We start from the raw sequence: 21,685 nt of genomic DNA on the forward strand, positions 1-21,685 counted from the left end.
GAATAGTCCTCTAAAAAGGAAACGGGTAATCAACGCCGATCAGATAGAGGCCATAGGGCGGCGCGACCTGACCGCAGGCTTTGCGGTCCCTGGCCTCAAGTGCTGACTGCAGATCATCAGCCGTCCAGCGGCCAACGCCAACTTCCATCAGGCTTCCTGCAAAGGAACGCACCTGATTATGCAGGAACGAACGCGCTGAAACGCGCATTTCGACATAGTCACCATTGCGCGTGATATCCAGCCGGTCGAGTGTCTTGACCGGACTTTTTGCCTGACATTGCGTTGCGCGAAATGTCGTGAAGTCATGCTCACCCAGAAGCCGCTTTGCAGCCTCATGCATCGCTTCGTGGTCAAGGCGCTTCTGCACCCACCACACGCGCTGATAATCAATCGCCAGCGGCGAACGTCGATTGTGAATGCGATAAAGATAGTGCCGGGCGCGCGCCGAAAACCGCGCATCGAAAGCATCCGTCGTCTTCTCGACATTGAGAATGCTGATGCGTTCATCTGCCATCACCAGATGCGCATTGAGCGCATCGCGCACTTTCGCAGCACCCCAATCTTTTGTCAGATCAACATGAATGACCTGCGCGCTCGCATGAACGCCTGCATCGGTGCGGCCTGCCGCACTCAGCGTCAGATCTTCTCCACAAAACTTCTTGAACGCCTGCTCAATCGCGTTCTGCACGGCATGGCCGTTTTCCTGCCGCTGCCAGCCGACATAGGGCGTGCCGTCATATTCGACAGTGATCTTGTAACGAGGCACCGCTCAGAGAACCTTCGTCACAGACGCTCCACGCAGAAACTCCTGCGCGGGCAAAGGTTTACCGCCTGAACGTTGTAACGTTACGAGCCGCACAGCACCCTCTCCGCACGCAATCGTCAGGCGATCATCAAGTATAGTTCCCGGAGCGCCGCTTCCCTCGCCCAATGTGGAGCGCTGGAGTTTGACACGTTCAACGACACCGTTGATTTCCATCTCGCACCAGGCGCCCGGAAATGGTGAGATGCCACGGATCGTATTGTGAACATCCTTCGCAGGCTTCGACCAGTCGATACGCGCTTCGGCCTTATCGATCTTGGCGGCATAGGTCACGCCTTCCTCTGGCTGAGACTGAAGTGTGAGACTTTCGCGCTCAAGCGCACCGAGCGCACGCACCATCAGGTCAGCACCGATAAGGCTTAAACGATCATGCAGCTCGCCTGCAGTCATGTCCGGCGTGATCGCAACTCTTTCGGCCATGGCGACAGGACCCGTATCAAGCCCTGCATCCATTTTCATGATCATCATGCCGGTTTCTGTATCGCCAGACATAATGGCCCGCTGAATGGGAGCAGCCCCGCGCCAGCGCGGAAGAAGCGACGCATGACCGTTATAGCAACCCAAACGCGGCGCATCGAGAATGGCCTGTGGCAGCAGAAGGCCATAGGCCACTACGATTGCCACGTCCGCTTCGAGACTTGCAAAAACGTCCTGCTCTTCCGTGCCTTTCAGGCTTTTCGGCGTGAAAACCGGAATGCCGAATTCCTCGGCCTTTTCATGCACAGGCGACTTGGTCAGTTCCAGTCCGCGACGGCCAGCCGGACGCGGTGGCTGCGAGTAAACCGCAACGACTTCATAGCCCTGTCCGATGATGGCTGTGAGGATTGGCACGGAGAAATCCGGCGTCCCCATAAAGACAATCCGCATTACAAAGCCCTGTTTGACGCACGCTGACTGGCGAGCTTCTTGAACTTCTTGATGACCATATCGCGCTTGAGCTTGGAGATATGATCGATAAACAGCACACCATTGAGATGGTCTATTTCATGCTGCAGGCAGGTCGCCATCAGCCCATCGGCTTCCATCGACTTTTCCTTGCCGTCCGCATCGAAATAATTGACCTTGATGGTCGCAGGCCGCTCGACCTCGGCATAATAATCCGGGATCGAAAGACAGCCTTCTTCATAGACGCTGCGTTCGTCCGATGAGGCGACAATCTCCGGATTGATAAAGACATGCGGCGCCTTCGGCTCGTCTTCCTTGGCCAGATCAATCACCAGCATCCGCAGAGGCTCGCCCACCTGAATGGCGGCAAGGCCAATACCCGGCGCGTCATACATGGTGTCGAACATGTCGCCGGCAAATTTGCGCAACTGATCGTCAAAGCGCTCGACAGGCTTGGAAAGCTGGCGCAAGACGGGATCGGGAAGGATGATGAGCGGTTTAATAGACATGCGCTTCACGTAATCGCTTGCGCGAGAATCGTCAATTGTAACTTGCAAAATGTTCTTGTTTTGATCTCATCAAGGCGACACGAATCAGTTAAGCTTGCGCAATGGAAAACCAGAATCTCTTGAACGAACCGCTTTTGCAGCTTGGTGCAACCTCCTTCACGCTGGGAGATATTCTCCTTGCGGGCATTGTCGTGCTGGTCCTGTGCCTCGCCATTTTCCTCATTGCGGCAGCGCGTTCTGCACGTCTTCGCGCGGTTGCGGAAGCACAGGCTGAAGACCGTGCGCGTGATGCGGAATATCGCATGGCGGAGATTCTGAAAGCACAATCCGAAATGCAGGGCCGGATGCAAACCATGGCCGAAGTGTTCGGTTCCCGGCAGGCAGAGCTCAACCAGTCGATCCGTGAACGGCTCGACGGTATGACGCATCGCATCGGCCAGACCATGACCGAGCAGACCCGTTCGACACATGAAAACCTCGCAAAACTGCAGGAGCGTCTTGCAGTCATCGACACAGCGCAGAACAATATCCAGTCGCTTGCCGGTCAGGTCGTGCAGTTGCAGGCGATCCTTGCCAACAAGCAGACGCGCGGTGCCTTTGGCCAGTCGCGCATGGAAGCGATCATTGCCGATGGCCTACCGCAGGGCGCTTACGAGTTTCAGGCGACACTATCCAACGGCACGCGCCCCGATTGCCTTGTAAAGATGCCAAACAACGCGCCTTCACTGGTCATCGACGCGAAGTTCCCGCTTGAAGCATGGAACTCCATGCGCGAAACGGAACAGCCGGAAGCGCGCAAGACAGCCGTTGCACAGTTCCGCCGCGATATGGAAGTGCATATCAAGGATGTTTCTGACAAATATCTGATTACTGGCGAAACACAGGATACGGCTTTCCTGTTCGTGCCATCGGAATCTATTTTTGCCGATATTCATGAGCATTTCGAGGCGCTGATCCAGCGCGCACACCGGGCGCGGATCGTTATTGTCTCGCCATCGCTCCTGATGCTGTCCATTCAGGTTATTCAGGCGATCCTCAAAGATGCTCGTATGCGCGAACAGGCGCATGTCATTCAGGGTGAAGTGATCCGTCTGATGGAAGATGTAGGCCGCCTTGATGAGCGTGTGCGCAAGCTGCAAACCCATTTTGTGCAGGCCAATAAGGATATTGACGACATTCTGGTGTCTTCCAATAAGGTCACCAAGCGCGGTGCGAAGATCGAAGCACTGGAATTTGGCCCGGCACCGGCTGAAGAGCCCCAGCGACCGACGCGACAGTCGGATAACGCTCCCACCCAAATGCGCCTGCGCGTGGTGGATGAGGATTAGAGCGCATCCGGAAAAGTGTGAAACATTTTTCGGATAAAGATGAGCGTTAAAGCGAAGATTTAGAGCGACGATCTGATCCACTCGGATCGAAACGCGCTTCAAATTCTACCAAACAAAGAAGCCCGCAACTTGCGGGCTTTGTCTTATTCAGGTTTTGACGTGCTGTCAGAGTGACCAAGATCGCGATCAGGCCAGACCAGATCACGCACACGTTGCTTCAATACCTTGGCTTCCGGAAACCCACCGTCACGCTTGCGCTCCCAGATGAGTTCATCTTGACCGCCCGGCATAGACAGATGGATTTCAAACACACCACCTGTGCCGGGCCGCAGAGCGACCTCGCCCAAGTCCTGCCCGAATGTCTGCAGCAACTCCTGCGCCAGCCATGCAGCCCGCAGCATCCAGTTACATTGCGTGCAGTAGGTGATGGAAATGCGGGGTAAAATATCTATCAAATTTGTCTCGGTTTCTGTCCAACGATAATATCAAAACAAAAAAAGAGGTGCCCAAAGGCACCTCATTGTATTTTTAATCATCACCCATCTTGAGTGCCTGAATGAAGGCCTCTTGCGGGATTTCCACCTTGCCGAACTGACGCATGCGCTTCTTGCCTTCCTTCTGCTTGTCCAGAAGTTTGCGCTTACGCGAAATATCGCCGCCGTAGCACTTGGCCGTCACGTCCTTGCGCAAAGCCGAAATGGTTTCGCGCGCCACGATACGGCCGCCAATGGCTGCCTGAATAGGAATCTTGAACATATGCTGCGGGATCAGCTCCTTGAGCTTTTCGCAAAGCACACGGCCACGCTTTTCAGCAGCAGAGCGGTGAACCAGCATCGAAAGCGCGTCCACAGGTTCTTCGTTGACCAAGATCGACATCTTGACCAGATCGCCCTCACGGTAATCCGAGAGATTATAGTCGAACGAAGCATAGCCCTTCGAGATCGACTTCAGACGATCGTAGAAATCGAACACGACTTCGTTGAGCGGCAGATCATAGGTGATCATCGCACGCGGGCCAACATAGGTCAGATCGATCTGGAGGCCGCGGCGCTCCTGACAGAGCTTCATGATCGCGCCGAGATAATCATCGGGCGTCATGATTGTTGCGCGAATCCACGGCTCTTCAATCGCTTCGATCTTCACAACATCCGGCATATCAGCCGGGTTGTGCAGTTCTTTCTGCGAGCCGTCCTGCATATTCAGGCGATAGACAACCGAAGGTGCCGTCGTGATGAGGTCGAGGTCGAACTCGCGCTCAAGACGTTCCTGAATGATTTCAAGATGCAGAAGCCCGAGGAACCCGCAGCGGAAGCCGAAACCGAGCGCTGCAGACGTTTCCATTTCAAACGAGAACGACGCATCGTTAAGACGCAGCTTGCCCATGGCAGCGCGCAAGTCTTCAAAGTCGGCAGCATCAACCGGGAACAGTCCGCAGAAAACAACCGGTTGCGCTGGCTTAAAGCCCGTCAAAGCCGCTGCTGTCGGGCGGCGATCTTCGGTGATGGTATCACCGACGCGGGTATCAGCCACTTCCTTAATGGAAGCGGTGATGAAGCCCAGCTCACCCGGTCCGAGTTCATCCATCTGAACCATTTTCGGCGTAAAGACACCGGTCCGTTCAACCGGATATTTCGCGCCCGTACCCATCATGCGGATGGTCTGGCCCTTTTTCAGCACACCGTCGATAACACGGACCAGAACAATAACGCCGAGATAGCTGTCATACCAGCTGTCGACCAGCATCGCCTTCAACGGCGCATTGCGGTCACCCTCTCTCGGAGGAGGCAGCTGCTCGACAATAGCTTCGAGCACATCAGGAATGCCGAGGCCAGTCTTGGCCGAGATCATCACGGCGCGGCTTGCATCAATGCCGATCACTTCTTCGATCTGGCTCTGAACGCGCTCAGGCTCTGCTGCCGGAAGATCAACCTTGTTGAGCACAACAACAATGTCGTGATTGTTGTCGATGGCCTGATAGACATTGGCCAGCGTCTGCGCTTCAACGCCCTGTGAGGCATCCACCACCAGAAGCGAACCTTCGCACGCAGCCAGCGAACGCGAGACTTCATAGGCGAAGTCGACGTGTCCGGGGGTGTCGATGAGGTTCAGCACATAGTCCTCGCCGTTCTTCGCCTTATAGTTAAGACGAACGGTCTGGGCCTTAATGGTGATGCCGCGCTCGCGCTCGATATCCATCGAGTCGAGGACCTGGTCCTTCATCTCACGCGTGTCCAGCCCGCCCGTCAATTGAATGAGGCGGTCGGCCAGCGTCGATTTGCCGTGGTCGATATGGGCGACGATCGAAAAATTGCGAATATGGTCAAGTGGTGTGCTCATGCGCGCGATTTACCAGTAAGCCGCGAAATCTCAAAGCGGTATTGCGTGTTTAATACGGGAAAAGCGGCCTTTGTCGCAGTCGTGACAACAAGTCCCCTTTGCGTTGTTGCCAAAAGGCGATAAATCACCGCCAGAAAACATGCCGCAATGATAAACTCGGGCATCATATCCGGCGTTATAATCAGGCTTTCATGCAGGAGTTCAGGATGAAGACCGAACCGAACGAAGTTCACAACAGACCAAAGCTGGTCACTGTTTTCGGCGGCTCCGGCTTTGTTGGGCGCGCGGTCGTAGCAAGCCTCACCAAGCGCGGCTATCGTGTACGCGTCGCCGTACGCAAGCCAGAGGTCGCTTATTACATGGCGCCGCTCGGCAATGTTGGCCAGATCCAGATGGTTCAGGCCAATGTCCGCCATCGCTGGTCGGTTGAACGCGCCATCATGGGCGCTGATCATGTCATCAATCTCGTCGGCATTCTTTCGGAAAGCGGCAAGCAGCGCTTCAACAGCGTTCAGGTGCTTGGCGCAAAGAACATTGCCGAAGCCACCAAGGCAGCTGGCCTCAAGCTGACGCATCTTTCGTCGCTTGCAGCAGACGCAAAATCTCCTTCGGATTATGCACGCACCAAGGCAGAAGGCGAAAACGCCGTTCTCTCCATTCTGCCAGATACGGTTATCCTGCGTCCGTCGATCATTTTCGGCCATGAAGATCGTTTCTTCAACCGCTTCGCCAACATGGCACGCTTTTCGCCGTTCCTGCCGGTTATCGGCGGTGGTGAAACCAAGCTGCAGCCGGTCTATGTCGGCGATGTCGCGGAAGCTGTCGCACGCGCAGTCGATGGCAAGCTTGAAGCCGGTAGCGTTTATGAACTGGGCGGCCCGGACGCACAGCCATTCAAGAACTGGATGAAAGACATGCTCGGCGTTATCGCCCGCAAGCGCGTCATCGTCTCGATGCCTTGGTGGGTTGCCCGCATTCAGGCATCCGTTCTTGGCTTGCTGCCAAATCCGCTGCTCACCAATGACCAGGTGACGCTGCTGAAATTCGACAATGTCGTTTCGGAACAAGCCACCAAGGAAGGCCGCACACTTCAGGGCATGGGCATTACGCCAGAAGCCGTGGATGCAATCCTTCCAGCCTATCTCTGGCGCTACCGCGTTGCCGGTCAGTACACCAAGACCGGGTTTGCGTGAGACGAAAATCTAGAGCGCATCCCGAAAAGTGCGAAGCGGTTTTCGGAGCAAGATGCGCGTAAAAACAAATTGATAGAGCATTTCCAATGACTCAATCAAAACAGGAAATGCTCTAAATGAATAAAGGGGCCGAAAGGCCCCTTTTCTTTTGTCCGTTCTTTGCGGGTTTACCCCCAGATAAGCAATGCCGCCATTCCAAGTGCGCCGACGATCAAACGCCACCAGGCAAACAGCTTGAAACCGTGGCGAGAAACATAGTCGAGCAAATGGCGCACAACAAATACGCCTGAGATGAAAGCCATCACAAATCCGACTGCGATCAGCGCGCCATCATTCATCGACAGCATATTATGGCTCTTATAGAGATCATAAGTGAAAGCGCCGGCCATAGTTGGCATGGCGAGGAAGAACGAGAATTCAGCAGCCGAACGCTTGTCTGCTCCAAGCAGAAGCGCACCAACAATCGTTGAGCCTGATCGCGATACGCCGGGGATCATGGCAAGGCACTGGACAAAGCCAATCGCCAGACAGATCGGCAGCGGATAATCCATCACATCGCGATAACGTGGCTTGAGTTCCAGCTGGTCCACCCAGAGCAGAATGAAACCACCGATGATAAGCATGGCGCAAACCAACATCGGCGTTTCAAAAAGCACGCTCTTGATGAAGCCATGTGCCATTGCGCCGATGACAGCTGCAGGCAGAAATGCAACCAGAATACCCAGCACGAAGCGCCGTGTGCGGGCATCGCGCGGAAAGTCGGTCAGAATTTTGATCAGCTTCGCGGAATAAACCGTCAGAATTGCCAAAATCGCACCGAGCTGAATGAGTACCTCGAAGGTCTTGCCCGTCGATTCAAAGCCAAGAAAATGGCCAACCAGCAACAAATGGCCTGTGGAGGAAACGGGGATGAACTCCGTCAAACCTTCGATGAGACCAAGAAAAGCGGCTTCCAGAAGATTATAAATTTCCATGAAGTCAGTACCTTAGGGAGGTGAGCAGGATAAAAACGGTGCGTCTTGACGAGCTGTTAAGCATGAAAGTGCTACAATAAGCGCTTCCAGCGATTGCTTGTCTCCCGCAGGCATAGCCCTTATAGACTAAATATTCCGTTGAGGTGGCTCGAATCGCCTGACAGCAGAAATAACCTGCTGCCGGTGCAAACGCTAGCCGCAGTGCCTCACCGGGGATCAATTAAAGCTTGTCAGTCGAGAGTACCGCGTCGATTATGCTTACGCTTTTTCATCATCCTATGTCTTCAGGCTCGCGCTATGTGCGGCTTATTCTCGGCGAATATGATGTGGAAGCCGAACTGATCGAGGAACGTCCATGGTCGCGCCGCAAGGAATTTCTGGCGCTGAACCCTGCTGCAACACTTCCTGTATTGTTGGCTGAACGCGACCTGCCGGTTGTTGGCGCAACCGTCATTGCAGAATATCTCGATGAAACGCGCGGCGCCTTAAAACGCAGTCGTCGTCTTTTGCCCGAAAGCCCAATGGAACGCGCAGAAGTGCGCCGTCTGGTCGACTGGTTTCTGCTCAAGCTCGAAAACGAAGTGACACGCCACATTGCACGCGAGCGCGTTTTCAAGCTTCAGATGGCCGATGAAATGGGTGGCAGCGCGCCGGACTCAACTGCAATCCGCGCGGCCCGCACCAATATTCGCCAGCACATGAAATATATCGACTGGCTGGCAGCTACCCGTGACTGGCTCGCAGGTAGTCATCCAAGCTACGCGGATATGGCGGCCGCAGCGTCCATTTCTGTGCTAGACTATCTCGGCGAAATTGAATGGGGCGAGACAAAAGCTGCGCGCGACTGGTATGCTCGCATGAAATCGCGCCCAGCCTTCCGCCCGCTGCTGGCTGATCGCGTGCGCGGACTAGCTCCAGTGGCTCACTATGGCGACCTCGACTTCTGATAATAGCCAAGCTTCGGACAAAGCTCTCAAGCTGAAACGCTTTCTGATCGAAGAAGCGAAAGCTGTCGGCTTTGATGCGGTCGCTTTCACAGGGCCGGACGCTATTCCGCAGGCACCTCAGCGCTTGCGGCAATATATTGCCGATGGCCACCACGCGGACATGCTTTGGATGGAAGAGACCGAAGAGCGCAGGGCCAACCCTAGCGTTCTCTGGCCGGAAGTGCGTTCGATCATGGTGCTTGCCATGAATTATGGTCCGGATAGCAACCCGCTCAGCATTCTTGAACATAAAGACCGGGCGGCAATCTCGGTCTATGCGCAGAACCGCGATTATCACGACATCATCAAGGGCAAGCTCAAGCACATCGCAAGCCGCTTTGCGGCACGCGCAGGACAGGACGTAAAAGTCTTCGTCGATACGGCACCTGTGATGGAGAAGCCTCTTGCGCAGGCCGCGGGTCTTGGCTGGCAGGGAAAACACACCAATCTGGTCAGTCGTGGACTCGGCTCGTGGCTGTTCTTAGGCTCGATCTTCACCACAGCTGAAATTCCGCCGGATGAACCGGATCGCGATCATTGCGGCTCCTGCCGCGCCTGTCTCGATGCCTGTCCGACAAAAGCTTTCCCCTCGCCTTACCGGATCGATGCGGGACGCTGCATTTCCTATCTCACCATCGAGAACAAGGGGCCGATCCCGCACGAGTTTCGCAAAGCCATGGGCAACCGCATCTATGGTTGCGACGATTGCCTTTCAGTTTGTCCGTGGAACAAGTTTGCGCAAGCGACCAGCGAAATGAAGCTGAAAGCACGCGATGATCTCAAGGCACCAAAGCTTGCAGATTTTCTTGCACTCGATGATCCCGCCTTCCGCACACTGTTTTCGGGTTCACCCGTCAAACGCATCGGTCGCGACCGTTTTCTGCGAAATGTGTTGATCGCAACCGGCAATTCGGAAGACCAGACGCTGGTGCCGCAGGTGGAAAGCCTGCTTGAAGATCCGGCACCTGTTGTGCGTGGTGCTGCGGTCTGGGCTTTGAAACAGCTCGTAAGCACAGATCGTTTCAAAATTTCACAGAAACGTCTGGCCTCACGCGAAGAGGATGCTACGGTGCGCGCAGAATGGAGTTTAGAGCACCAGTCTGATTAAGTCAGATTGGTGCATCTCAAGCTTTTGTTTAAACACGCATCTTTTCCGAAAACCGTTTCAAACTTTTCGGGATGCGCTCTGGAGGATAGCTAGAATGCGCATTTTTCTGTTTGGAGCCGGTTATTCTGCGAGAGCCTTTTCCCGCCTGATGACCGGAGAGGCAGAGCGCATCGATGGCACCACCCGCAACGAGCAGAAATTCCCCCTCCTTGAAAAATCCGGCATCGCACCGATCATCTTCGACGGCGAAACCGCCCCGCCTGATCTGATCGACCGCCTTGCAAAATCAACCCATGTCGTCATTTCGATTTCGCCGCGCGAAAGCGGCGATCCATCGCTTGCAATTGTTGAGGAGGCTCTGCGCCGCCCCGGCAATACCATTCGCTGGATCGGCTATCTCTCAACGGTAGGTGTTTACGGAAATCATGACGGCAACTGGATTGATGAAACAGCACCTTTAGCCCCGACATCGCGCCGCTCTCTTGAACGTGTGGAAGCGGAAAGCGCATGGGAAGCACTAAGCGAACGCCATGGCACACCGGTAGCACTTTTGCGCCTGTCGGGCATCTATGGTCCGGGCCGCAATGCATTCGTCAATCTTGAACGCGGCACCGCGCGGCGCATCATCAAGGACGGTCAGGTCTTCAACCGCATCCATGTGGATGATATCGCCGGAAGCCTGCGTTTTCTGGCAGGCACCAATAGTGGTGGCGCCTTCAACATCACCGATAGCGAACCCGCCCCGCCACAGGATGTCGTCGCTTATGCTGCCGAGTTGATGGGCGTTGCCATCCCGCCGGAAATTCCATTTGAACAGGCTGACCTCACGCCAATGGGACGCTCATTCTACGGCGAAAACAAACGCGTCTCCAACCTGCGCATCAAGGCTCTGGGCTATGATTTTATCTATCCTGATTACAAAGCAGCCTTTTCGGCCATGTGGCAGGATGATCATTGGCGCTAACACATGCCCCCAAAAGTGGACGTCAGTTTTGAGGTGAAGGCTGCGTAAAATGAGTAGTTGATTGCCGTTCTGGCGAACGCAAAGCATAATCCGGCCCATCAGCTCGAATGATTCGAGCAAAAGTTTTATGGAAAATTGCCCATGGCAAAGAGATCCAGCTCGAAATTCTGGTCGCGACTTGTTCTTGCAACCTGTCTTGCCACAATGATCGCACCAGACTTTGTCCCGCAAGCTTTGGCGCAGGATGCCCCTGCCAAGCAGGCATTCGGCAGCAAGAAACTTCCGGTTTTGGCGCAGTCGCCGCAATCCATCGGCTTTTATGCCAAGGGCTGCCTTTCAGGTGGCGTTGCCCTCCCAATCGATGGCCCCAACTGGCAGGTCATGCGGCTTTCGCGCAATCGCAACTGGGGGCATCCGCGCACCATTGGCCTTCTGGAAAAACTATCCCGCGACGCCGCAAAAGACGGGTGGCCCGGCCTGCTGGTCGGCGACATTTCACAGCCACGCGGCGGTCCAATGCTGACAGGTCATGCTTCGCATCAGGTTGGACTGGATGCCGATATCTGGCTGACACCGATGCCAAAGAAGCGCTTCACCGATGCAGAGCGTGAAAGCGTCTCGGCTGTATCCATGCTGAAGAAGGATTCGCTTTACGTCGATCCGCAGAAGTGGACGCCAGCGCGCACAGCACTCATCAAACACGCTGCCAGCTATCCGGAAGTTGAACGCATCTTCGTACATCCCGGCATCAAGAAACAGCTTTGCGATACCGTAACAGGAGACCGTAGCTGGCTTGGCAAAGTGCGCCCATACTGGGGCCATTTCTATCATTTCCACGTCCGACTGCATTGCCAGCCGGGATCGCCCGATTGCAAGCCGCAGCCAAAAGTGGCGGCGGGTGACGGTTGCGACAAGTCGCTGGCATGGTGGTTTACAGATGAACCGTGGAAGCCTGCAAAGCCATCTAAGGAGCCGCCGAAGAAGCCAAAGCCGGTCATGGTGTCGGATTTGCCAAAGGCATGTGCCGCCGTGCTGAATGGCCCGTCGCCGGATTCGATCGCAGATGTTATCTATGGTGCCAATTAACGCATGTCGCGGAAAAGTGGGAACCGGTTTTCCGATAACGACATGCGTGGAAATAAAGAGATAGAGCGGGCGCAATGGCTACTATAAAATGCGACACGCTCTAGCATCTGTCAGAAAACATGCTTTTCACGGACCTATGGTGTCGCTATAGGTTTCAAACGATTTAGAACGCAAATGACAAGGTTATCAATCTCATGACGGAACGTCTGCGCATTGCCCTGATCGCTCATGATCTGAAGAAGGACGAGATGGTCGCCTTTGCGCGTACGCATGAGAAAGCCTTGTCTCACTATGATATTGTCGCCACCGGCACCACTGGCGGTCTCATTCAGGAGGCTTGTCCTTCGCTGAATATCCATCGCGTCAAAAGCGGCCCGCTTGGCGGCGACCAGCAGATCGGCGCAATGATCGCGGAAGGCACGGTGCAGGCCTTGATTTTCTTCATCGATCCGCTCTCACCGCTCCCTCACGATGTCGATGTGAAGGCTCTCACCCGTCTGGGCAGCGTCTATGACATTCCGATGGCGCTGAACCCGGCAACGGCTGAAAAGCTGGTGCAAGTGCTGGACTAATAGAGCCACTCTGAACACGCCCGCAAACAATAAGAACAGTCGAAGCAGCAAGGCAGACCATGATTAACGCTGACCAGAGTTTCAAGTTTCCCGTCCTCGTCGGCGATATTGGTGGAACCAATGCGCGCTTTGCGCTTCTTGTTGATTCTCATGCAGAGCCTAAAGAGTTTCCGGTCGTCCAGACCGCCGATTATGCAACGATAGACGATGCAATCGAACAAACGGTGCTCAACCACACTTCCATTCGTCCCCGTTCTGCTATTCTGGCTGTTGCAGGCCCGGTCGATGGTGATGAGATTGATCTCACCAATTGCGATTGGGTTGTCCGCCCGAAACAGCTGATCGCCAATCTCGGATTTGAAGACGTAACCGTCCTCAATGATTTTGAAGCCCAGGCACTTGCCGTTGTTTCAATCGAAAAAGAATATCTGCATCAGATTGGCGGAAGCGAAGAAGAAGTCGTTGCCACACGCGTCGTGCTCGGCCCTGGAACGGGCTTAGGCGTTGCAGGTCTTGTGCGCACCAGAACCGCATGGGTTCCCGTTCCCGGTGAAGGTGGCCATATCGACATCGGCCCGCGCAGCGAGCGTGACTATCAGGTCTTCCCGCATATCGAAACCATCGAAGGCCGTGTAGCGGCCGAACAGATCCTCTGCGGACGCGGTCTGCGTAATCTTTATCTCGCAATCTGCGCTGCCGATAAGGTGACACCCGTTCTAGACACGCCACCCGATATCACTGCAGCGGGTCTTGATGGCAGCAATCCTCAGGCTGTCGAGACGCTTGAACTCTTCGTGACCTATCTGGGCCGCATTGCCGGCGATTTGGCCCTCATCTTCAAGGCACATGGCGGCGTCTATCTTTCAGGCGGCATTCCCCAGCGCATCATGTCTGCGCTGCAGGCAGGGTCGTTCCGCGCAGCCTTTGAAGACAAGGCCCCGCATACGCATTTCATGCGCGATATTCCTGTGCGCGTCGTCGTTCATCCGCTGGCAGCCCTCAGCGGTCTTTCGGCTTTCGCACGTACTCCGATGCGGTTTGAGGTTGCCACCGATGGCCGCCGCTGGCGCGTCAGCTAAGCGGCTTCGCTTTCTCAGGCATGGTCAAGCGACAAAGATAACGCTATAGAAGCGCTGCAATGAAAACACTCATTGCAGCCTTTTGTCGTTTCCAGTCCAAAAGGACGCGCGAAAATGCATGATCAACGACAGCCAGCGGCTGCTAGATAAAAAGCACTTTGCCCGTGAGCCTATTCAAAAAGAAAAAAAACAAGATCGACCCGAGCGAAGCCACCCGCGTCATTCGTCGTATGCTATCGGAAAACGGAAGCCAGTATAAGGCGAGCTATGCGATTGCCATCGCTGCTTCGCTGATCGTAGGCGTTTCCAATGGTGCGCTTGCTTATCTGATGAAGCCGATGATCGACAAGATTTTCTATGAACAGAAGATCGGTCTAATCTGGGTTATCTGCGGCGCCATCCTCGGAATTTTCGTGCTTCGCGGACTTTCAAGCTATGTTCAGGCGGTCGAGCTGGCCAAGATTGGCAACAATCTGGTCGCGCGCTATCAGAAGCGCATCTTCGATCACCTGCTCAAGCTCGGGCTGGATTTCTATAATGATACACGCTCCGGCCATCTGGCAGCGCAGATCAATCAGAATGTGAATGGCATCCGCGATCTTCTGAACATGACGATCACGTCGATCGCGCGCGATTTCGTCGCGCTGATCGGGCTGATCGGTATGATGTTCTATACCGATCCGTTTATGTCTACGGTTGTCTTCCTCGTAGGCCCGCCACTCGTGCTGGCGGTTGCCTATATTTCGCGCCGTATCCGGTCCGTCACGCGCGATCTGGTACATCTCAATTCCCATCTTCTGGGCGCAATGCAGGAAACTGTGCAGGGCATTTCCATTGTGAAAGCCTTCACCATGGAAGATCAGCTCCGCGGCAAGATCAGCACGCTGATCGATCAGGCTGAAAACCGCAGCAACAAGATCGCGCGCGTTTCCGAACGCACGACACCTATTGCCGAAATTCTTGCGGGCTGTGCTATCGCGGGCGTTTTGGCCTATAGCGGCTATAATGCGATCCTCAACCAGCAGCCTCCAGGTGCGATGTTCGCCTTCATCACGGCTCTGCTTCTTGCCTATGATCCGGCACGCCGTCTGGCACGTCTGCAGGTCGGTCTTGAACGCGCCCTCGTTAATGCACGCATGATCTATGAAGTGCTGGATATTGAGCCCAATCAGGGCGATGCGCCTGACGCCAAGGCGCTTACGGCTGGCCCCGGCGAGATCGATTTCAAAGACGTTCGCTTCTCTTACAGCGACATCGCGCCCGTTCTGCACGGTGTGAGCTTTACAGCCAAAGCGGGCGAAACCACAGCGATTGTCGGCGCTTCGGGTGCAGGCAAGTCCACACTGATCAATCTCGTGCAGCGGTTCTACGATGTCACCGGTGGGCAGATTCTGTTCGACGGACAGGACATCGCCAAAGTGACAAAGGAATCGCTTCGTCACTCCGTGGCCTATGTTTCGCAACAGCCTTACCTGTTTGAAGGAACGATTGCCGACAACATCCGCTATGGACGTCCGGATGCAACGCAGGAAGAAATCATCAAGGCGGCAGAGCTTGCCAACGCGCATGAATTCATTCTCCAGCAACCACAGGGCTACGATACACCTGTCGGTGAAAACGGTGTTACTCTCTCAGGCGGTCAGCGGCAGCGCCTTTCGATTGCCCGTGCAATTGTGCGTAATGCTCCCGTATTGCTGCTCGATGAAGCAACATCCGCACTCGACAATGAGTCAGAAAAACGCGTGCAGCAGGCGCTTGATCACATCATGCAGGAGCGCACGACCATCGTCATTGCGCACCGCCTTTCCACCGTCGTCAATGCCGACCGCATCGTTGTCATGGAAGCAGGTCATGTGGTTGAAGAAGGTCGTCATAACGATCTCATCACGATACCGAATGGTGTCTATGCCCGCTTCTACCAGCTTCAGAGCGGCAAGGGCGACATACTGATCGGGAACACCGTTACTGAGGAAAAATCCAATGGCTGATAGTGCAGAAATCGGGCTCGTTGTTGTGGGCGCAAATGGCCGAATGGGACAGGCTCTCATCCGCGCCATCCACGCAATTGACGGAGCACGTCTCACTGGCGCCATTGCGCGTCCTGGCTCGCCCTTTCTGGGCAAAGATGCGGGCGAAGTGGCAGGCGTGGGCAATCTCGGTGTCGCGATTACCGACGATCCACTGCCAGTTTTTGCAAAGGCGCGAGGCGTGCTCGACTTCACCACGCCGGCGACAACGCTCAACTATGCAGGCCTCGCAGCGCAGGCACGCATCGCGCATATTATTGGCACCACGGGCCTTTCGGTCGAAGACGAAGAAAAAATCCGCGCCGCAGCGCGCCATGCCACAATCGTCAAGTCCGGCAATATGAGCCTTGGCGTCAATTTGCTGTCCGGTCTCATTAAGAAAGCAGCGCAGGCGCTCGGCCCTGAAGATTTCGACATCGAAATCCTCGAAATGCACCACAAGCACAAGGTTGACGCGCCTTCCGGCACCGCCCTTCTGCTTGGTGAAGCCGCAGCGCAAGGTCGCGCGATCAATCTCGCAGAAAAGAGCGTGCGCGTGCGCAACGGTCACACCGGCCCGCGTGAGCAGGGCACAATCGGCTTTGCAACCCTGCGCGGCGGCTCGGTTATCGGTGACCATGAAGTGATTTTTGCTGGCGAAGGCGAGCGCATCACCCTCACCCATCATGCTCAGGACCGCACAATCTTTGCGCGCGGCGCGGTGAAAGCCGCTCTTTGGGCACATGGAAAGAAACCCGGCCTTTATTCCATGCTCGATGTTCTCGGACTTAACAACTAACTAACAATTATCCCAACGGAGTGCTGCGATGTCTCGTACCCTCGTCCTGGTCCGCCACGGCCAAAGCGAATGGAATCTGAAGAACCTTTTTACCGGCTGGCGCGATCCAGGCCTTACCGAACAGGGCCATGCCGAAGCCAAGGCTGCGGGTCAGCGTTTGAAGGCCGCTGGCCTCAAGTTTGACCTCGCATATACTTCGGGTCTGTCGCGCGCGCAGGTCACATGCCAGCACATTCTTGACGAGCTCGGCCAGTCCGATCTTGAAACGATCCGCGATCAGGCTTTGAACGAACGCGATTACGGCGATCTTTCCGGCCTTAATAAAGACGACGCACGCGAAAAGTGGGGCGAAGAGCAGGTTCACATCTGGCGCCGTTCTTACGACGTCCCTCCTCCAGGCGGCGAAAGCCTGAAGGATACCGGCGCGCGCGTCTGGCCTTATTACCTGCACACCATCCAGCCGCATGTGCTGCGTGGCGAAACCATCCTGGTTGCAGCCCACGGCAATTCGCTGCGCGCGCTCATCATGGCGCTCGATGGCCTGACACCGGAAGAGATTCTCAAGCAGGAACTCAATACCGGCGTGCCAATCATCTACAAGCTGAACGCCGATTCGACCGTCGCTTCCAAGGAAGTGCTTTCTGCATAATGATTTTTCGGGCGCGGGCGCAATGATGCACCGCGCCTGATCTCTGTTTTCATCTCGGTTCCCTGGCCTTTTTCAGCCTTCACGACAGGAATGTGAAAAAAAGCTGATTGAACTGCGAAATCGTGATTGACAGAGACAGGCCGACCCCTTAGATCGGTCCTCGTCGCCCAGATGGCGGAATTGGTAGACGCACCAGCTTCAGGTGCTGGCGCTCGCAAGGGCGTGGAGGTTCGAGTCCTCTTCTGGGCACCATTTCCAAGTCTTCAGACCACTACCAAGGTCCAGAAGCACCCCAAAAAGCCCGCGCAAGCGGGCTTTTTTGTTGCCTGTGTTTGACCATTGAGCCAAGCACCAAACGGTTCGGCAAAGACCGAAATCACATCTCATTGCGCAAACACATAAGCGTGATCTGAGCTACTCCAAACCAGAATGAAACTGAAAATCAACGGTTTCAAAATAGACCACGCATCGGGTGGGTTTGGATGAAATCCATGGCCGTATATGGCACATGAATGGAAGCGATTTGTTCTTCGATAGAGCATTTCGAAACCGCAGTCTTTTCACTTAACTGACGAGCTTTCCGGCGTCCCTCCCAACGGGTGGGTTTCCCGAACGCTTGAGTTCGAAAACCATAGGAAATGAAAATATGAAGAAGCAGACACTCTCCCTCATCGCTGTAATGCTTATTGCTGTGGCAGCAGCGGGATGTCAGTCGACGGACAACAAGACACGCGACTGGGGCAACAACAGGTCGGACGCACCTAGCCGCTCGGCAACTTCACAGTCCATGTAAGGAATTGGGGCTACGCCGCGCGCGTGGCTACAGTCATAAAATGAAAAAGGCCGGCAAATTGCCCGGCCTTTTTTACGCTGTCATCAGTGCTGGTACATCCGCAGTCACGACAACAGCTATAACGCCATAGTGAGCGTGATTGGTTAATAAATGGTTAACGAACAATGGCTTCGTAATCTCGCAATGCTTTGGGCCTTGCCACATGCGAGAACTCCGCGCATCCTTCATTCAAGAATTGCGATTTGAAGGACAAATCAGATGGAGCAACCTGCCTATGACCTTGAGTTTGGGGAGATGATCCGCTGGCTCCGCGAGCATGGGCTTATTCTGCAGTCCGATCTTGAAGGCAATGCCGAACTCTCTACGCGCGCAGAGCGGTTGGGGCGCAAACGTCGGCGTGAGGCAGAACAGACAAAACAATAGTGGGATTTACAGGCTCAAAAACAATAATCATATCAAGCCTGGGACGAAGCAAAAGGGGGAGAAGAATGCGCCATAAGGGCTTGCTGGATTTTGGCAGAAACGGCCTGTTTTATCGGTTGTTTCTAGTGAGCGCGATCTGCGCGATCCTGAGCAGCGTATTGAGCCAGAATGGGGAGATTCCGTTCTGGCGCTGGGTTCATTATCTAACCAAACCAACCGCGACACTGCTTCTGCTTTTCGCAATTCTGAACGCCCCTCGTCTCAACTCCAAAACATACGGATTTGCAATCGCGCTTGGGCTTGCATTTGCTGCCGCTGGCGACTTTTTCCTGATGCTTCCCGGTGAATATTTTCTCACTGGTCTGATTTGCTTTCTCATAACTCATTGCATTTACATCTATGCACTGTGCCGAAAGACGCGCTTTGCAGAAAGCAAACTCGCCTGCCTGATCTTTGCAGTGCTCGCAATTTCGATCATTGTGGGTCTGTGGGGCAAATTGCCGTCAGCCATGAAAATCCCCGTTGCCATTTATGCGTCAGCAATTGGCATTATGGCGGCTCAGGCCTTTAGCCGTGCGCTTTCGACAAGCCCCGACACCGCATTGCGCTATGCCGCATGGCTTGCCGCTGCGGGCGGCATTTTCTTCATGGTCAGTGATACGCTGCTCGCATTCAATCGTTTTCACACGCCTATTCCGCTCGCGGGCCTCTGGGTTCTCACCACCTATTATGTGGCGCAGTTCCTTTTCGCGCGCTCAACAGAGAGTTTTGCCTATGAGCGCTGATCAGCCTGCTTCGCCACAATACCAATTGCAGGCGACATTAAAGCGTTTGCGACAAAGCTGGCTGGATGATCGACCAGCTTATGAGCAACGCATAGATGATCTGCGTAATCTGCGTAGAACTCTCCATGAGCGTCTTGAGGAGATGGCACAAGCCATCAATGCCGACTTTGGCAATCGCTCGACACATGAAACCTTGTTGGGCGAAGCCAGCGTCGTTTTCGCCGAAATCGATCACGCGCTGCATCACCTGAAACGCTGGATGAAGCCACAACGCCGAACCGCAGGCTGGAAACTGTGGCCCGCCAAAGCCGAGCTTCGTTTTGTACCTCTTGGCGTGGTTGGTATTATTTCGCCGTGGAATTACCCGGTCAATCTTGCGCTGGCGCCGCTGGTGGCAGCGGTCGCCGCTGGCAACCATGTCTTTCTGAAACCGTCCGAGCATACACCACACACATCAGAATTTCTGCGCAAACTGATTGCCGACGTCTTTCCTGATGATCGGGCAACGGTGGTACTTGGCGATGCGCATCTTTCCGCTGAATTTTCATCGCTGCCTTTCGACCACCTGTTCTTCACTGGCTCGACTGCCGTTGGTCGCAAAATCATGAAAGCGGCAGCCGAAAACCTCACACCCGTAACTCTGGAGCTGGGTGGCAAATCGCCTGCCATTATCGGTGAAGGAGCCAGTCTCAAACGTGCGGCAAGCTCCATTGCTACAGGCAAATATTTCAACGCGGGTCAAACCTGTATCGCGCCGGACTATGTGCTGATCCACCAAAGCAAACGCGATGCCTTCGTAACCTTGCTGCGCGAAGAAACTCGCAAGCGATATGGCGAGGGATCAGCGCAAAGCGACCGCACGACGATCATCAATGATGCGCAATATGCGCGCCTGTCCTCGTTGTTGCACGATGCAGAGGATGACAGCGAAGCAATCGTTCCACTGATGGATGCACCGACTGCACAAAGCCACCCACGGCTGATGACGCCCGCAGCAATTCTGGAGCCCGGTCCGACCAGCGCGATCATGCGCGAAGAGATTTTCGGCCCCCTGCTTCCGATTATAAGCTATCGCTCAATTGATGAGGCAATCGCTTATGTTCTCAATCATGAGCGGCCACTGGCGCTTTATTGCTTCAACGACAACACAGCTGAAATCGAGACGGTGCTTTCTCAGGTCGTTGCAGGCGGTGTCTGCATCAATGACACGCTCTATCATTTTGCATGCGGAAATCTGCCGTTTGGTGGCGTTGGCCATAGCGGCATGGGGCATTACCACGGCAAAGATGGCTTCCTGACCTTCTCGAAAGCCATGCCAGTCCTGACCAAATATACGCCTGCAGCAACGGACCTGATCAAGCCACCCTATACTGGACTTGTTGACCGGGTAATCCGTTTCATCACGCGATGAGCTGAACTGAAAACAATCTTGTCAGCAATCTGTGATCCAACACTACTGTTCAAACCGCAAAATGACCTATTTAAAAGGATATCCAAAACGGCACGAGGTAGCGGCGGGTGAAGAAAAAGAAAACACCGGGTCGAATTTCTACAAAAATATTGACGGCTATCCGTAATCGGCCCGGCTTCCGACCACTGCATACCAATGTTGCAGACGGCGACATCGTGATCGCCTCCTACAATGTCCATAAATGCATTGGTGTGGACAAGATCTTCGACCCCCAGCGCACAGCCGACGTTATCAGCGAAATCGATGCCGATGTGATCGCTCTGCAGGAAGCAGACAAGCGTTTCGGCGAGCGATCCGGCCTGCTGGACTTAGGCCTGCTTGAGCGCCGCCACGGCCTTGTTCCCGTACCGATCACATCGACAATGCCCAAAGGCCATGGCTGGCACGGCAATGTTTTGCTGTTTCGCGAAGGTGTTGTGCGCAATGTGCGCCAGCTTGCTTTGCCAGGGGTAGAGCCGCGCGGCGCACTGGTTGCCGACCTGCAATTCGCATCCGGCCCTCTGCGCGTAATCGCAGCACATCTGGGGCTTTTGAAGCGCTCCCGCGAACAGCAAGCGGAAAGCATTCTTTCCGCATTGCAGGAAGCCGACACCCTGCCGACGCTGCTGATCGGCGACCTCAATGAATGGCGTATCGGCAAACGATCCTCACTCGCATCGCTCATGCCGGTGTTCAATCATGTATCAACTGCAGTACCCAGCTTTCCATCCCGCTTTCCGGTATTTGCGCTGGATCGCGTTCTTGGAACGCCGCATAATCTGGTAACGGCTGTCGAGGTTCACAACACACCGCTGGCGCGTATGGCTTCTGACCATCTTCCGATCAAGGCGCATCTCGATCTTAAAACCGCAGCGCAGGTCCTCGAAGAATTCAATCCTTCACTGCTGACCAGCAACTCAAGTTCAGGCAGCTAAA

At 54.8% G+C, this 21,685-nt stretch carries 22 protein-coding genes and 1 tRNA gene; 17 read left to right on the plus strand and 6 right to left on the minus strand.

What is annotated here, in order from left to right; all coding sequences use genetic code 11:
- Positions 1-10 precede the first annotated feature (10 nt).
- The 3 genes from truA to def are packed head-to-tail and all read right to left on the minus strand — an operon-like array spanning position 11 to position 2,217.
- The gene (gene truA, locus ABWV94_RS12650) at positions 11-766 is read right to left on the minus strand and encodes a tRNA pseudouridine(38-40) synthase TruA (protein WP_105518861.1); all 756 of its coding nucleotides are present in this window, start codon (positions 764-766) and stop codon (positions 11-13) included.
- Positions 767-769: 3 nt separating this feature from the next.
- Entirely contained in the window at positions 770-1,690 is a 921-nt protein-coding gene (fmt, locus tag ABWV94_RS12655; protein WP_113496323.1) for a methionyl-tRNA formyltransferase, read from the minus strand.
- Positions 1,690-2,217, minus strand: a complete 528-nt coding sequence (def, locus tag ABWV94_RS12660) for a peptide deformylase (protein ID WP_064322451.1) — start codon at positions 2,215-2,217, stop codon at positions 1,690-1,692. The genes fmt and def overlap by 1 nt, the downstream gene beginning before the upstream one ends.
- A 101-nt stretch (positions 2,218-2,318) precedes the next feature.
- Between def and ABWV94_RS12665 the strand changes: the two genes are divergently transcribed.
- Complete coding sequence (locus tag ABWV94_RS12665) at positions 2,319-3,545, plus strand: DNA recombination protein RmuC (protein WP_105518864.1); 1,227 nt, start codon at positions 2,319-2,321, stop codon at positions 3,543-3,545.
- Between the two features lie 143 nt (positions 3,546-3,688).
- Here ABWV94_RS12665 and ABWV94_RS12670 read toward each other — a convergent pair whose 3' ends face one another.
- On the minus strand, positions 3,689-3,997 hold the full coding sequence (locus ABWV94_RS12670) for an Rdx family protein (RefSeq protein WP_113496333.1): 309 nt from the start codon (positions 3,995-3,997) through the stop codon (positions 3,689-3,691).
- 76 nt (positions 3,998-4,073) lie between these two features.
- Complete coding sequence (gene lepA, locus ABWV94_RS12675) at positions 4,074-5,882, minus strand: translation elongation factor 4 (protein ID WP_113496325.1); 1,809 nt, start codon at positions 5,880-5,882, stop codon at positions 4,074-4,076.
- 206 nt (positions 5,883-6,088) lie between these two features.
- Between lepA and ABWV94_RS12680 the strand changes: the two genes are divergently transcribed.
- Positions 6,089-7,075 (plus strand): complex I NDUFA9 subunit family protein, encoded by a 987-nt coding sequence (locus tag ABWV94_RS12680; RefSeq protein ID WP_079212225.1) that lies wholly within the window; start codon positions 6,089-6,091, stop codon positions 7,073-7,075.
- 167 nt (positions 7,076-7,242) lie between these two features.
- Here ABWV94_RS12680 and ABWV94_RS12685 read toward each other — a convergent pair whose 3' ends face one another.
- Positions 7,243-8,049 (minus strand): undecaprenyl-diphosphate phosphatase, encoded by an 807-nt coding sequence (locus ABWV94_RS12685; protein WP_007876428.1) that lies wholly within the window; start codon positions 8,047-8,049, stop codon positions 7,243-7,245.
- 254 nt (positions 8,050-8,303) lie between these two features.
- On the opposite strand from ABWV94_RS12685, the gene ABWV94_RS12690 reads away from it, so the two are divergent.
- The 15 genes from ABWV94_RS12690 to ABWV94_RS12760 all read left to right on the plus strand — a co-directional run bounded on the left by ABWV94_RS12690 (position 8,304) and on the right by ABWV94_RS12760 (position 21,684).
- Positions 8,304-8,996 (plus strand): glutathione S-transferase family protein, encoded by a 693-nt coding sequence (locus ABWV94_RS12690; RefSeq protein ID WP_007876431.1) that lies wholly within the window; start codon positions 8,304-8,306, stop codon positions 8,994-8,996.
- A complete protein-coding gene (gene queG, locus ABWV94_RS12695; RefSeq protein ID WP_113496326.1) occupies positions 8,977-10,143 on the plus strand; it encodes a tRNA epoxyqueuosine(34) reductase QueG in 1,167 nt (388 codons plus the stop codon). The genes ABWV94_RS12690 and queG overlap by 20 nt, the downstream gene beginning before the upstream one ends.
- A 94-nt stretch (positions 10,144-10,237) precedes the next feature.
- Complete coding sequence (locus tag ABWV94_RS12700) at positions 10,238-11,107, plus strand: SDR family oxidoreductase (protein ID WP_353413723.1); 870 nt, start codon at positions 10,238-10,240, stop codon at positions 11,105-11,107.
- A gap of 141 nt (positions 11,108-11,248) precedes the next feature.
- Positions 11,249-12,193 (plus strand): penicillin-insensitive murein endopeptidase, encoded by a 945-nt coding sequence (mepA, locus tag ABWV94_RS12705; protein WP_007876437.1) that lies wholly within the window; start codon positions 11,249-11,251, stop codon positions 12,191-12,193.
- A 194-nt stretch (positions 12,194-12,387) separates the two neighbouring features.
- Positions 12,388-12,765 (plus strand): methylglyoxal synthase, encoded by a 378-nt coding sequence (locus ABWV94_RS12710; RefSeq protein WP_112805460.1) that lies wholly within the window; start codon positions 12,388-12,390, stop codon positions 12,763-12,765.
- 59 nt (positions 12,766-12,824) lie between these two features.
- The gene (locus ABWV94_RS12715) at positions 12,825-13,844 is read left to right on the plus strand and encodes a glucokinase (RefSeq protein ID WP_007876441.1); all 1,020 of its coding nucleotides are present in this window, start codon (positions 12,825-12,827) and stop codon (positions 13,842-13,844) included.
- 164 nt (positions 13,845-14,008) lie between these two features.
- A complete protein-coding gene (locus ABWV94_RS12720) occupies positions 14,009-15,832 on the plus strand; it encodes an ABC transporter ATP-binding protein (protein ID WP_079212229.1) in 1,824 nt (607 codons plus the stop codon).
- Positions 15,825-16,649, plus strand: a complete 825-nt coding sequence (dapB, locus tag ABWV94_RS12725; RefSeq protein ID WP_353413726.1) for a 4-hydroxy-tetrahydrodipicolinate reductase — start codon at positions 15,825-15,827, stop codon at positions 16,647-16,649. Before ABWV94_RS12720 ends, dapB begins: the two co-directional genes overlap by 8 nt.
- Before the next feature lie 28 nt (positions 16,650-16,677).
- Positions 16,678-17,298 carry a 2,3-bisphosphoglycerate-dependent phosphoglycerate mutase gene (locus ABWV94_RS12730; protein WP_064321000.1) on the plus strand — a complete coding sequence of 207 codons (621 nt, stop codon included), beginning with the start codon at positions 16,678-16,680 and terminating at the stop codon, positions 17,296-17,298.
- A gap of 165 nt (positions 17,299-17,463) precedes the next feature.
- A tRNA-Leu gene (locus ABWV94_RS12735) sits at positions 17,464-17,550 on the plus strand.
- Positions 17,551-17,944: 394 nt separating this feature from the next.
- Positions 17,945-18,091: a hypothetical protein gene (locus ABWV94_RS12740; protein WP_153222981.1), complete on the plus strand. Its 147-nt coding sequence runs from the start codon at positions 17,945-17,947 to the stop codon at positions 18,089-18,091.
- 258 nt (positions 18,092-18,349) lie between these two features.
- Complete coding sequence (locus tag ABWV94_RS12745; RefSeq protein ID WP_153222983.1) at positions 18,350-18,514, plus strand: hypothetical protein; 165 nt, start codon at positions 18,350-18,352, stop codon at positions 18,512-18,514.
- 65 nt (positions 18,515-18,579) lie between these two features.
- Positions 18,580-19,299 (plus strand): lysoplasmalogenase, encoded by a 720-nt coding sequence (locus ABWV94_RS12750; RefSeq protein WP_113500146.1) that lies wholly within the window; start codon positions 18,580-18,582, stop codon positions 19,297-19,299.
- Positions 19,289-20,710 carry a coniferyl aldehyde dehydrogenase gene (locus ABWV94_RS12755; RefSeq protein WP_353413729.1) on the plus strand — a complete coding sequence of 474 codons (1,422 nt, stop codon included), beginning with the start codon at positions 19,289-19,291 and terminating at the stop codon, positions 20,708-20,710. Before ABWV94_RS12750 ends, ABWV94_RS12755 begins: the two co-directional genes overlap by 11 nt.
- Before the next feature lie 107 nt (positions 20,711-20,817).
- Positions 20,818-21,684, plus strand: coding sequence for an endonuclease/exonuclease/phosphatase family protein (locus ABWV94_RS12760; protein WP_079212233.1), 867 nt, complete (start codon positions 20,818-20,820; stop codon positions 21,682-21,684).
- Position 21,685: the final 1 nt, after the last annotated feature.

The organism is Brucella sp. NBRC 12953 (assembly GCF_040369775.1).
Taxonomy (GTDB): domain Bacteria; phylum Pseudomonadota; class Alphaproteobacteria; order Rhizobiales; family Rhizobiaceae; genus Brucella; species Brucella pseudogrignonensis.